At 55.7% G+C, this 12,476-nt stretch carries 11 protein-coding genes; 2 read left to right on the top strand and 9 right to left on the bottom strand.

The window, feature by feature from the left end; translation table 11 throughout:
- Nucleotides 1-67: 67 nt before the first annotated feature.
- Together AC1RSM_RS02210 and purB are read right to left on the bottom strand one after the other, a co-directional pair.
- Nucleotides 68-520: a c-type cytochrome gene (locus AC1RSM_RS02210; RefSeq protein WP_492929050.1), complete on the bottom strand. Its 453-nt coding sequence runs from the start codon at nt 518-520 to the stop codon at nt 68-70.
- Between the two features lie 99 nt (nt 521-619).
- Nucleotides 620-1,996, bottom strand: coding sequence for an adenylosuccinate lyase (gene purB / locus AC1RSM_RS02205; protein WP_492929047.1), 1,377 nt, complete (start codon nt 1,994-1,996; stop codon nt 620-622).
- A 235-nt stretch (nt 1,997-2,231) separates the two neighbouring features.
- Between purB and AC1RSM_RS02200 the strand changes: the two genes are divergently transcribed.
- Nucleotides 2,232-2,843, top strand: a complete 612-nt coding sequence (locus AC1RSM_RS02200) for a glutathione S-transferase family protein (protein WP_492929045.1) — start codon at nt 2,232-2,234, stop codon at nt 2,841-2,843.
- Nucleotides 2,844-2,902: 59 nt separating this feature from the next.
- Here AC1RSM_RS02200 and AC1RSM_RS02195 read toward each other — a convergent pair whose 3' ends face one another.
- Complete coding sequence (locus AC1RSM_RS02195; RefSeq protein ID WP_492929042.1) at nt 2,903-3,745, bottom strand: AraC family transcriptional regulator; 843 nt, start codon at nt 3,743-3,745, stop codon at nt 2,903-2,905.
- 84 nt (nt 3,746-3,829) lie between these two features.
- Here AC1RSM_RS02195 and AC1RSM_RS02190 point away from each other — a divergent pair, with 84 nt between their 5' ends.
- Nucleotides 3,830-4,924 (top strand): alpha/beta hydrolase, encoded by a 1,095-nt coding sequence (locus tag AC1RSM_RS02190; protein ID WP_492929040.1) that lies wholly within the window; start codon nt 3,830-3,832, stop codon nt 4,922-4,924.
- Here AC1RSM_RS02190 and AC1RSM_RS02185 read toward each other — a convergent pair.
- From AC1RSM_RS02185 to AC1RSM_RS02160, 6 genes are all read right to left on the bottom strand, one after another.
- Nucleotides 4,908-5,720, bottom strand: coding sequence for a sulfite exporter TauE/SafE family protein (locus AC1RSM_RS02185; protein ID WP_492929038.1), 813 nt, complete (start codon nt 5,718-5,720; stop codon nt 4,908-4,910). The genes AC1RSM_RS02190 and AC1RSM_RS02185 overlap by 17 nt on opposite strands.
- 9 nt (nt 5,721-5,729) lie before the next feature.
- A complete protein-coding gene (gene mnmA / locus AC1RSM_RS02180; RefSeq protein WP_492929036.1) occupies nt 5,730-6,845 on the bottom strand; it encodes a tRNA 2-thiouridine(34) synthase MnmA in 1,116 nt (371 codons plus the stop codon).
- Nucleotides 6,846-7,054: 209 nt separating this feature from the next.
- Nucleotides 7,055-8,476, bottom strand: a complete 1,422-nt coding sequence (locus AC1RSM_RS02175) for an FAD-binding oxidoreductase (protein ID WP_492929035.1) — start codon at nt 8,474-8,476, stop codon at nt 7,055-7,057.
- 26 nt (nt 8,477-8,502) lie between these two features.
- On the bottom strand, nt 8,503-9,597 hold the full coding sequence (aroG, locus tag AC1RSM_RS02170) for a 3-deoxy-7-phosphoheptulonate synthase AroG (protein ID WP_492931415.1): 1,095 nt from the start codon (nt 9,595-9,597) through the stop codon (nt 8,503-8,505).
- Between the two features lie 484 nt (nt 9,598-10,081).
- Nucleotides 10,082-10,312 carry a YbdD/YjiX family protein gene (locus AC1RSM_RS02165; protein WP_492929033.1) on the bottom strand — a complete coding sequence of 77 codons (231 nt, stop codon included), beginning with the start codon at nt 10,310-10,312 and terminating at the stop codon, nt 10,082-10,084.
- A gap of 1 nt (nt 10,313) precedes the next feature.
- The gene (locus tag AC1RSM_RS02160) at nt 10,314-12,401 is read right to left on the bottom strand and encodes a carbon starvation CstA family protein (RefSeq protein ID WP_492929032.1); all 2,088 of its coding nucleotides are present in this window, start codon (nt 12,399-12,401) and stop codon (nt 10,314-10,316) included.
- Nucleotides 12,402-12,476 lie beyond the last annotated feature (75 nt).

Genomic DNA, 12,476 nt, shown 5'->3' with positions numbered 1-12,476 from the left:
AACACAGGCACAGGCCTAAACGAAAAAGCCCTCTTTCGAGGGCTTTTTTCATGCGCTCACCACAAACTTATTTTTCCTTGCGGTAAGCGTCATGACAGGTCTTGCACGACTTGCCCACATCGCCGAAAGCGACACGGAACGCATCAAAATCGCCAGACTCGGAAGCGACTTTCAACTTGCCAATGGCCGAGTTGAAATCTTCTGTGGCTTGCTTGAAACCCTGAGCATCGCTCCAGGCTTCTGCTTTGGTCTCGCCACCTTCGGTGCCAGCACCAAAAGCGCCCCAAGGCAACGCTGCCAGAACCGTCAAGACTTCCACGTTTTTGGCGATAGCAGCCGCATCATACGGAGCTTCTTTTTTGGCTACTGGAGCCATACGACCAAAGTGCGAACCGATCAAAGCCATGCTGGATTGACGGTATTTCACAGCTTGCTCAGGCTTGGCGAACTGGGCGGAGGCGGGCGTGACAAACGCGGCGCACAAAGCAGCGGCGGCAGTCAAAAACGCAATTTTTTTCATGAGAACTCCTGTGTGATGAAACATAAAACACTTCATAAAGCACTGGCTCTGCAAATCCGCTCAAGATGCGTCACCGCGTAGTGACGCACCCCTGAGGATTTAGATTGCCCGAGCCAACTGTACTGCGACGCCCAAATAGCTGCGTGGAGTTAGCTCAAGCAAATACGTTTTAGCGTCTGTAGGCAACTCCAGACCGCTGATGAACTCGCGCAGGGCCTCTTGAGTAATACCACGGCCACGTGTCAGTTCTTTGAGTTGCTCGTAAGGCTGGGGCAAACCGTAGCGGCGCATCACAGTCTGCACCGGCTCGGCCAGAATTTCCCAGCACGCATCGATGTCGGCATCGACAGCCGCTGCGTTCAATTCCAGTTTGCCCACACCGCGCAGGCAAGCGTCATACGCCACCACGCTGTAACCCAATGCCACGCCCAGGTTACGCAGGACGGTGGAGTCAGTCAGGTCACGCTGCCAACGAGAGATAGGCAGCTTTTCGGACAGGTGACGCAGCATGGCATTGGCCAGGCCCAGGTTGCCTTCCGAGTTCTCAAAGTCAATGGGGTTGACCTTGTGCGGCATGGTGGACGAACCGATCTCGCCTTCTTTCAGGCGCTGCTTGAAGTAACCCAGGGAGATGTAACCCCAGACGTCACGGTTAAAGTCCAACAGAATGGTATTGGCGCGCGCAATGGCGTCAAACAAAGCAGCCATCCAGTCGTGCGGTTCAATCTGAATGGTGTAGACGTTCTGGGTCAGACCCAGGCCCGCCAGCACGCTCTTGCTGAACTCGGGCCAGTTAATTTCCGGGTAAGCAGAAAAGTGGGCGTTGTAGTTGCCTGTTGCGCCATTCAATTTAGCCAAGGGCTGAACGGCAGCAATGGCGGTAATGGCGTTTTGCAAACGTGCTGCCACGTTGGCGAATTCTTTACCCAAGGTGCTGGGGCTGGCAGGCTGACCATGTGTGCGCGACAGCAAAGGCTGAGCAGCATGCATATGGGCCTGGGCCTTGATCGCATCACATACTTCCTGCAGCTGAGGCAAGATCACCTGTTCGCGAGCACGCGTCAGCATCAAGGCGTGCGAGGTATTGTTGATGTCCTCGGAGGTGCAGGAAAAGTGGATGAACTCGGCCGCAGCGGCCAGTTCAGCGTGATCGGCCACTTTTTCTTTCAGCCAGTATTCCACGGCTTTCACGTCGTGGTTGGTCGTGCGTTCGATGGCCTTGATCCGAGCAGCGTCCTCTTCCGAGAAATTTTGCACCAGGCTTTTCAGCACCTCGCGGGCTTCGGACGTAAACGCGGGCAGTTCAGGCAGGCCGGCATCGGACAAGCCGATCAGCCAGGCCACTTCGACCTCCACGCGATGCCACATAAATGCGGCTTCAGACAACAGTCCACGCAAGGGGGCTGTACGGCTGCCATAACGCCCGTCCAATGGCGACAAGGCATTCAGAGTGCTCAGGGTATCGGCTATGTGCATCGTTCTACAGAAAAGAAGGGGGAATAAAGTCAGCCCGCATTCTAACATTGCGTACAAGTGCTCGTACGCCAGCTGTTCAGGGCATGGTCAGAATGATCCTGCTCCAGGACGGTTTGACGAATAAACCACAGTTTTCGGACATTGTTCCACGCGAGGGGGCAGACCCCTGCCCGCGGGGCGTTCGCCCATAGGTTCCTGCTATACTTTTTGAGCCTGCAACTTTTGATAGCTTTTTATGAAACTTCTAGCCTCCCTAACAAGTCCATACGCGCGCAAAGTGCGTGTAGTCATGGCGGAAAAAAAGCTCGATTACGAGATGATTCTGGAGGATGTGTGGGCCGATGACAGCGATATTCTGAAGCACAATCCACTGGGCAAAGTCCCCTGTCTGATTATGGATGATCAGGCAAACCTGTTTGACTCCCGCGTGATCGTCGAGTATCTGGATACCCTCTCGCCCGTCGGCCGCCTGATTCCCCAAGCTGGACGTGATCGCGCTGCCGTAAAGTGCTGGGAAGCCATTGCGGACGGCTTGCTGGATGCTGCCGTTGCCATCGTGGTCGAAAACCGCCGTCCCGAAGCGCTCCGCCTGCCCGCCTGGATCGATCGCCAAAACAGCAAGATTACCGCTGCACTGCAATCCATGAACAATACCCTGGGTGACCAGTCCTTCTGCACCGGCACCAGCTTTAGCCTGGCCGATATTGCTGTAGGCTGCGCGCTGGGATACCTGGATCTGCGCTTTCCTGAACTGGACTGGCGCTCGCAGTATGGCAACTTGCAACGTCTGGACGAAAAACTCCAAGCGCGTCCCTCGTTTGCCAGCACACTGCCGCCTATTCAGTGAGTGCTGCATTAGCAAGCCAGGGCCCATTCTTTTGAATGGGTTTTTTTATGTCTGCTGCTTTAGCGCTCACCCAGCAAACGGTACATCCAGAAGGCCTCGTCCACCTGCATGCGCCGCGCTAACTGAGCAGGTGCAAAGCCAGATACTCTTTTAACCTCCCGCCCAAAATGAGACTGGTCACTGTACCCCGCTTGCAAAGCGATATCCGACCAGACCGGCGCGTCGTGGCTTTGTACCAAAGCAAAAGCCCGCTCGGCTCGCACGTAGAGCTCCAGATCACGATGGCTTTGCCCAGCCCAGCGCTTGATCTGCCGCTGCATCTGGCGCAAACCGACTCCAGCACGCGAGCAAGCAAGCCGGGTCCGCAGATGCGTGAGCCACTGGTTCATACTCATCGCGCTCCCGCTGTACGATGCGGACTCAAACACAGAGGCCAGTGCGCATTCAACACGCTGAAATAATTCCCCTTCACCTTCTTGCACCTGCTCTAAGGTCCGGCAAACCGCCTCCGGCAGCACGTCCTCTACAGGCAGCACGGCATCCATATAGTCACGAGCCTGCACGCCCAAAGCGCTCAGGGCATCGGGATACAGTCCAATTGAAATCGCATGCACGGCGCCGGGCGACCAACTCACTGCGGGCAAACGTGACGGGCCCGAAAACACCAGCTTCGGCAAGGCTTCAGACAATACGGGGGGAACCTCATCTGACGGCATCGAAACCATCTGCAAGCGCCCATGGAAAATCCACGAGATCACGGCCAAGGGTGAAGCCGGGTAGAAGTTCAGACGCTGCTCATCCTGCAGGGTGACGCCACGAGTATCACGTTCCACGCCTACATGGATGCAGGCCGCAAGATTGCGATGCGGATAATGGAGTCGAGCGCCAGGATAAGTAGACATGAGAGGTCGTTTCCGTTCTATCTGAACCCGCAAGGGCCGGAGCACACTGAAAGCTCTCACATCCTACTTCAGACGCTCACCCTTATGCCCAAAACAGTTTCTCAAGGCCCATGGTCTTATCGCTACCGCAGTGCGGCCAGCCTGCTTGCCACTACCTTGAACGTACTCGCTCGACGCGCTATTGGCCGGCCCCTGGTACCAGGCTGGTCTATCGCTTTTGAAATAGCCACGCTGTTTTATCGTAAACAATTCAACCACGCCTTCGCGATGGGAACGATGCCGCAAAGCCGGGCTTACTTCGACAGTCTGTACACGATTGCAGAGCCTGGTCTTCCCGTGCAGATAAAAAACAGCGGCTCCCTAGAGCCACGCGGCCACTGGTTCATCCCAGAGAGGCATAACAGCTCGAAAACCTTGTTGTACTTTCACGGTGGTGGCTACGCCTTTTACCCCGCTGCCTCCCGCCACTTCATCACCTTGCTGGCTCATCGACTGCAAATGCCTATATTTGCGCTGGATTACCGCCTGACGCCCGAGCATGCACATCCTGCCCAACAAGAGGATGTGCTGACCGCCTACCGCTACCTGCTCGAGCACCAGCGCCCTGAACAACTCGTACTGGGCGGTGACTCAGCGGGCGGGCATCTGGTATTGATGAGTCTGGTGGCATTACGTGATGCAGGGCTACCCCAACCGTCGCTTGCGCTGGCACTCAGCCCCTGGACGGACATAGGCCGCCGTGGAGCCAGTCAGTTTGGACACGACCGCTATGACATGGTGCAGGGCTACCAGACCCTGCAATATGGTCAATGGCTAAGGGGCGATGGTGCCTGGACTGACGCCGAACTCTCGCCAATTGCGCAAACCTTGCACGGTCTGGCCCCCATCTATATACAGGCGGGAGGCAAAGAGATCCTGGTGGACATGATTCGGGACTTCGCTAAAGAGGCACAGGCTCAAGGAGCCTTGATACACCTGGATGTATGGCCGGACATGACGCATGAATTTCAAGCCTACGGCAGCACCTTGCCTGAAAGCGACCATGCGCTAGCGCGGCTGCTGGAGGCAATTCAATGGACGCAAGGAGCTGAGTTCAGCTCGATCCCACAGACCGAGCTGGATAGCTTGGGCGAAGCGTGGTGCCGCGCCCAAGCGAAGGGGATCAGGCCTGAAGAATAGCCTGTGTAATCATGTAAATCGCCAAGACTGTCAGCATGCCCGCAAAGATGCGTTTGAGCGTAGTTTGGTCGATTTTGTGGGCCAGACTGGCACCAAAAGGGGCGGTACAAATACTGGTAGCCGACACGATCAACAAAGCGGGCCAATAGATAAAGCCGATCATGCCAGGCTGACCGCTCAAGGCAGCCTGCCCTGACCAGATATAACCCGCGCTATTGGCCAGGGCGATGAAAAACCCCAGCGCAGCCGAGGTCGCCACGGCCTGACGGACCGGCACATTGCCGCGCAGCATAAAGGGGACGGACAGGAATGCCCCACCTGCACCCAGCAAGCCCGAAATAAACCCAATCAAGGCGCCCATGGCCGCTATCCAGAAAGGCCCAGGCAAGGATCGCCCTAGCACCGGCGTGGATTTGCGCGCCATTTTGGAGGCTGAATACAGCACAAAAATACCGAATACGATGGCCAGTGCCGTGCTGTTGATCATGGCAAAAATCGCGCCGCCCGATAGCAGCCCGCCAATAATCAAGCCCGGCACCATGACCTTGACCACATCCCAGCGAATTGCGCCGTGCTTATGGTGCGCCCGCACACTGGACAAGGAAGTGAACAGGATGGTGGCCATCGCCGTTGCAATGGAGGCGTGCACCGCCATGTCCTGTGGCACACCAAAGCGTGGCAACAAGAAGGTCAGGAACGGCACCAGGATCATCCCCCCGCCAATCCCCAGCAGACCTGCAGCCAGACCTATGCCTGCACCCAGCACCAGCAAGCTGGTGACAAGAATGGGATCCATACGTGCCTCTTATTGAATAATGCCGCCGCCCAGGCAGCGATCACCGTCATACAAGACCACGGACTGGCCCGGTGTTACGGCCCATTGGGGCTGATCAAAATGCAAAGACAGACTCTGCCCTTCGGCGGCCAAGACGGTGCATGCGGCATCAGCCTGGCGATAACGAGTTTTAGCGTGAATGGGGCCCAATGCAGGTGGGTGGCCCGCGATCCAGCTGGTCTGCTCGGCCTTCAGTTCAGACTGCAACAGCCAGGGATGGTCATGCCCTTGCACCACGTACAAGGTGTTCGTAGCCAAGTCTTTACGGGCGGCGTACCAGGCATCAGCCGTGCCGTCCTCTCTTTGTTTGCCTTTGACACCACCAATGCCCAAGCCTTTACGCTGACCATAGGTATGGAACGCCAAGCCCACGTGCTGGCCCAGCACCTGCCCTTCCGGGGTTTTGATGGGGCCGGGTTGAGTGGGCAAGTAGCGATTCAGAAATTCGCGGAAAGGACGCTCGCCAATAAAGCAAATACCGGTCGAGTCTTTTTTAGCCGCGTTGGGCAACTTCAGTTCTTCGGCAATACGACGTACTTCTTGCTTATTGATCTCACCCAAAGGGAACAAGGTGCGCGACAACTGCGCCTGATTCAGGCGATGCAAAAAATAGCTTTGATCTTTGGACGCATCCAAACCTTTGAGCAGTTGAAAGTCTGTCCCGCCCCCAGCCATGGGGACACCACGTACACGGGCGTAGTGACCAGTGGCGATCCAGTCCGCACCCAAGGTCATGGCGTGATCCAGAAAGGCCTTGAACTTGATCTCTGCATTACACAGAACATCGGGATTGGGTGTGCGACCGGCCGAGTATTCCCGCAAGAACTCCGCAAAAACGCGATCCTTATATTCCGCAGCGAAGTTAACCGCCTCGATCTCCACGCCAAGCAGATCGGCCACGCTGGCCGCATCCAGCCAATCCTGACGCGAGGAGCAGAATTCGGAATCATCATCGTCTTCCCAGTTCTTCATGAACAGGCCAACGACGTCATAGCCTTGCTCTTTAAGCAGCCAGGCTGAAACGGAGGAGTCCACGCCGCCGGACATACCGATAACGACGCGACCTTTTTTGGTGGAAATAGTCATTGCAATGAGAGTGAGAGGGGCTGCTCAAACAAAGCGAATTTGCAAGCAGCGCACCTGACTAACTAAAAAACGCATTGTACGCCTGCACCGATGCATCTGCAGGCAGACAGCGCGCCGGTCAGGGTTATGGAAAACCGTGTGATGTTTATACGGCACACATAAATAAGCCCAGACTAAGGCCTGGGCTTTCCGGATCAACTGCAGCGCGATCAGTCCAAAGGACGGGGCGGCAACATTTTCCCAGGATTCATGATGTTATGCGGGTCCAGCGCCTTTTTGATGCTGCTCATGACATCCAGCGCATCCTGCCCGTGCTCGGCCAACATGAACTCCATTTTGTGCAAGCCCACACCGTGCTCGCCAGTACACGTCCCTTGCATGGCAATGGCACGTTCCACCAAACGATGGTTCAGACGCTCGGACTCTTCCCACTCTTCCTGGCTATCTGCATCCAGCAGCATCAGCACGTGGAAGTTGCCATCGCCGACGTGGCCCACAATGGTGTAAGGGAACGGGGCCTGGTCCATATCAGCCGCCGTTTCAGCCACGCATTCGGCCAGGGCAGAGATTGGAACGCAGACATCCGTCGTGCTGGATCGACAGCCGGGACGCAGTTGCAGACCGGCAAAGTAAGCATTGTGACGAGCTGTCCACAGACGGGAGCGGTCTTCCGCTTTTTCCGCCCACTCAAAGTCCATGCCGCCATTATCTCGCGTGATTTCCTGAACGACCTGAGCCTGCTCCTGCACGCCACTGGGGCTGCCATGGAATTCAAACAACAACAGGGGCGATTCTTTCAGGCTCAGCTTGCTGTAGGCATTCGTGGCGCGCACAGCGGCCGTGTCCATGAACTCGACACGGGCAATTGGAATACCCATCTGGATGACTTCAATCACGCTTTGCACAGCCGAGCGCAAATCAGAGAAATTACAGATTGCGGCAGAGATGGCTTCAGGCTGCGGATACAGACGCACCGTCACTTCAGTGATGATACCCAGCGTCCCTTCGCTGCCAATGAACAAGCGAGTCAGGTCGTAACCCGCCGAGGATTTCTTGGCACGGTTAGCCGTCTGGATAACGCGGCCGTCCGCTGTTACGACGGTCAGGGTCAAAACGTTTTCACGCATGGTGCCGTAACGGACAGCATTGGTGCCCGACGCACGAGTGGCAGCCATACCGCCCAGGCTGGCATCCGCACCGGGATCGATAGGAAAGAACAAGCCCGTATCACGGATATGCTCGTTCAAAGCCATGCGAGTAACCCCGGCCTGCACCGTGGCGGTGAAGTCTTCGGCGTTAATGGCCACGATCTCGTCCATGCCGGACAGATCCAGGCTGACACCCCCTTGAATTGCCAGAAAGTGCCCTTCCAGCGAGGAACCGGCACCGAAAGGAATCAAGGGCACATGGTGCTCATGGCAATGGCGCGCCACCCAGGCCACTTCTTCTGTGCTGCGAGCAAAAACAACCACATCAGGCAGCATGGGTGGATACGGCGATTCATCCCGTCCATGGTGTTCACGCACAGCGTGAGAAAGCGAGCAGCGCTCTTGGAACTGAGCCTGCAAGGCTTCAACGAAACCTTCAGGTAAAGGGCGCCGCGCTAGATCGGCATGACCGGGAGCATTCATGAGCATTCCAAAAAGGCAAAACCCTATTATGAGTGGCTAAGCGCCCCCTCTTCAAGTGCAACTCGTGTCTTGCGACGCTGGCGGACGGCTTCAGCCATTTTCTCCAGCACAAGCAGGGTGTCATCCCAATCAATGCAGCCGTCGGTAATGCTCTGGCCGTAGGTCAATGGCTTGCCTTCCACCACGTCCTGACGACCGCCCACCAAATGGCTTTCGATCATCACGCCGCAGATGCGCATATCGCCACCGGCAATCTGCCCAGCCACATCGGCCAGCACTTCAGGCTGACGGCGGTAGTCTTTATTGCTGTTGGCGTGGCTGGCGTCAACCATCACACGCGGCACCATGCCGGCCTTGATCATCGCCTGGCTGGTGGATTCAACGTTTTCCGCATCGTAATTCGGTGTTTTGCCGCCGCGCAGAATCACGTGGCAATCGTTATTGCCCACGGTGGACACGATGGCAGAATGACCGCCCTTGGTCACCGACAGGAAGTGGTGCGGCTGGGAAGCGGCTTTGATGGCGTCCAGGGCAATACGAATATTGCCGTCCGTGCCGTTCTTGAAGCCAACGGGGCAAGACAGTCCCGAGGACAACTCGCGGTGAACCTGGCTTTCCGTAGTACGGGCACCAATAGCACCCCAGGAAACCAGATCAGCAATGTACTGCGGCGTAATCATGTCCAGAAATTCGCAACCCGCTGGCAGATCCAGCTTGTTCACTGCCAGCAGCAATTCACGTGCGGTGCGCAAACCCTGATTGATATTGAAGCTGCCATCCATATTGGGGTCATTGATCAGACCTTTCCAACCTACGGTGGTGCGGGGTTTCTCAAAGTACACACGCATCACGATTTCCAGCTCGGGCGCAAAACGCTTGCGCTCTACCGTCAGGCGGCGGGCGTAATCCATGGCCGCTTCGGTATCGTGAATGGAGCAAGGCCCCACCACCACAACCAGGCGATCATCCTGCTCGTGCAGAATGTTGTGAATATTGCGACGAGCTTGATGAACCGTGGTCGATACGGCAGACGTACAAGGGAACTCACGCATCACATGCGAAGGTGGGGACAGCTCCTTAATTTCACGAATCCGTAAATCATCAGTATTGTGCGACACGATTTAACTCCAGTAGGTTTGCCAGATCCGGGGGCAAACAAAAAAAAAGCCGCCCGGACGATGCTGGCGGCTTATTTCAGGATTTAGGTCTTACTTATGTTTGGTGCAACCCGTCCTTTCCTCCACCAGCGGCATCGGAAAAGCATAAAAATAAAAAAAGAAAACAGGGGTTGCGAAAGTCATGTGAAAAATCCTAACACAGTTCCAGACTCATCGCCAAATAATTCAGCAAGATTCACCCACAAAAGCCGCTCTACACAAAACACTTATACCAATAGGTCGTTAAAAAATAGCATCAAACGAAATAATAATTTCGTTTAGCATTTTTTATTGGCCCTTTTGTTTCGTGTTATCCAGAAAAACCACGATAAATCGTTTGGACTGGCGGTTTGTCTTATTTTTACATCTTAATACATACCTGATCACTGACTGCTCAAATCCAGGCGAAAGGGCCAGAACACAGGGCTCTGGCCCTTAGCCGCCTAATTTAGCAGCACGCTATGCGCCCTTTTCCGCCGTATCGAGCTTGCTGACGTTCACGGAAAAAAGTGGCGTAATCCATCGGTTTTTCATCCGGGTGATTGACCCGCATATGCTCCAGATAGGTGTCGTAATTGGGTACGCCCACCATCAGGCGCAAGGTAGTAGCCAGATAGCGACCAGTACCCCGCCCTGCCTGGGTACTGCGTGCGATGGCGCCGGTTAAAAGTCCTTTCATATCACGCTCCTGCCGCTGCCTGAGCGGGCAACGCTTCATAAGGTGTTTCCGCAGAATGCGGTGTGCTCGTGCGTCGGGCCTGCAAAACGCTACGAATACCAAAAAACACCATGCTCAAGACAACGAAAATGAACAAGCCGCACAAAGTGGAGTTCACGTAATCGTTGAAAATAACCTGCTGCATTTGACCCAGCGATTTAGCAGGTGCCATTACCGTCTGTTCAGCTAAACCCTTTTGATAGACATTGGCGTGTGCCAAAAAGCCGATCTTGGGATCGGGGTGGAACATCTTCTGAAAGCCGGCGAACAAGGTGCAAATCAGCAGCCAAATGGTGGGGACGACCGTCACCCAGGCGTAGCGGTCCTTCTTCATCTTGAACAGCACCACCGTACCCAACACCAGCGCAACCGCCGCCAGCATCTGGTTGGCAATACCAAACAAGGGCCACAAGGTATTGATGCCGCCCAGCGGATCAACCACGCCTTGGTAAAGGAAATAACCCCAGGCAGCCACGCACAGGGAAGTCGCAATCAAGTTGGCGACCAAAGACTCCGTACGCCGCAATCCCGGCACAAAGGTACCCAGCAAATCCTGCAACATGAAGCGGCCTGCACGAGTACCCGCATCCACCGCGGTCAGGATGAACAGGGCTTCGAACAGAATTGCAAAGTGGTACCAAAAGCTCATCATCGCGGGCCCGCCGATGACGTTATGCAAAATAAAGGCCATGCCCACGGCCAAGGTCGGCGCTCCGCCCGCACGCGAAATAATGCTGTTTTCGCCTACATCGCTAGCCATCTGCGTCAAGTCTGCGGGTGTAATCAAAAAGCCCCAGCTGGACACCACTTGTGCGGCTTGCTCTGGCGTAGTGCCAATCAAGGCCGCCGGGCTGTTCATGGCGTAGTAAATGCCCGGTTCGATCACGCACGCGGCCACCAGCGCCATGATGGCCACAAAAGATTCCATCAGCATGCCGCCATAACCGATGTAACGAGCCTGGGTTTCATTTTCGATCATCTTGGGTGTGGTGCCCGAGGAGATCAAAGCGTGGAAACCAGACACCGCCCCGCAAGCAATAGTGATGAACAGGAAGGGGAACAAGCTGCCGGACCAGACTGGGCCTGTGCCATCAATAAACTTGGTGGTGGCGGGCATTTTCAATTCTGGCGCCACAATCACGATCCCGATGGCCAGACCGACAATCGTGCCGATCTTCAAGAAGGTAGACAGGTAATCACGCGGTGCCAGCAGCAGCCAGACAGGCAACACAGCCGCAATAAAGCCGTAAATGATCAAAGCCCAAGTGAGTTCTTCCCCATCCAGGGTGAAGAAAGGCCCCCAGACGGGATGAGCTGCAACATCCTGGCCGTAAACAATGGCAGCCAGCAAGCAAACAAGCCCAATGACAGAAACCTCACCAATGCGACCAGGCCGCAAAAAGCGCAGATAAATCCCCATGAAAATCGCCAGCGGAATGGTCGCGGCCACCGTAAAGGTGCCCCATGGCGAGTTAATCAGCGCCTTGACCACAATCAGTGCCAGCACCGCCAGGATGATGACCATGATCATGAAGGCACCAAACAGGGCAATCACGCCGGGCACCGTACCCAGCTCCGACTTGATCAGATCACCCAGGGAGCGCCCGTCGCGACGCATAGAGATGAACAGAACCGTAAAGTCCTGCACAGCCCCGGCAAAGACCACCCCAGCCAGAATCCAGAGCATGCCGGGCAAATACCCCATTTGGGCCGCCAAAACCGGCCCGACCAACGGCCCAGCACCGGCAATCGCGGCAAAGTGGTGCCCAAAGAGCACGTGCTTATTCGTCGGGACGTAATCCAGGCCATCGTTATGACGCCAGGCAGGAGTCATGCGCGTGGCATCCAGCTCAAAGACCTTGCGTGCAATAAACCGACTGTAATAACGATAGGCAATCAAGTAGACGCAGACAGCCGCCACCACAATCCACAGGGCGTTAATGCTCTCCCCCCTGCTCAGCGCTACGGTCCCCAGCGCAAAGGCCCCCAATAAAGCCACCAGCAGCCATATCAAATGCCGCTGTATAAACCCGCCCTCTTCTCTGCTCATAGAGCCTCCACGATTTTGCATTAAGTAAGCAGCCACCAACTTTTTTGCCACAGGCCGGTCTTCTGATCAGAAGAA

This window comes from Alcaligenes sp. GW821-FHT11D07, from assembly GCF_058808495.1.
This window is presented reverse-complemented; position numbering and strand designations above follow the sequence as displayed.

Coding starts and splice junctions, on each gene's coding strand:
- AC1RSM_RS02210 (WP_492929050.1), bottom strand. CDS start 520: ATGAAAAAAATTGCGTTTTTGACTGCCGCCGCTGCTTTGTGCGCCGCG.
- purB (WP_492929047.1), bottom strand. CDS start 1,996: ATGCACATAGCCGATACCCTGAGCACTCTGAATGCCTTGTCGCCATTG.
- AC1RSM_RS02200 (WP_492929045.1), top strand. CDS start 2,232: ATGAAACTTCTAGCCTCCCTAACAAGTCCATACGCGCGCAAAGTGCGT.
- AC1RSM_RS02195 (WP_492929042.1), bottom strand. CDS start 3,745: ATGTCTACTTATCCTGGCGCTCGACTCCATTATCCGCATCGCAATCTT.
- AC1RSM_RS02190 (WP_492929040.1), top strand. CDS start 3,830: ATGCCCAAAACAGTTTCTCAAGGCCCATGGTCTTATCGCTACCGCAGT.
- AC1RSM_RS02185 (WP_492929038.1), bottom strand. CDS start 5,720: ATGGATCCCATTCTTGTCACCAGCTTGCTGGTGCTGGGTGCAGGCATA.
- mnmA (WP_492929036.1), bottom strand. CDS start 6,845: ATGACTATTTCCACCAAAAAAGGTCGCGTCGTTATCGGTATGTCCGGC.
- AC1RSM_RS02175 (WP_492929035.1), bottom strand. CDS start 8,476: ATGAATGCTCCCGGTCATGCCGATCTAGCGCGGCGCCCTTTACCTGAA.
- AC1RSM_RS02165 (WP_492929033.1), bottom strand. CDS start 10,312: ATGAAAGGACTTTTAACCGGCGCCATCGCACGCAGTACCCAGGCAGGG.
- AC1RSM_RS02160 (WP_492929032.1), bottom strand. CDS start 12,401: ATGAGCAGAGAAGAGGGCGGGTTTATACAGCGGCATTTGATATGGCTG.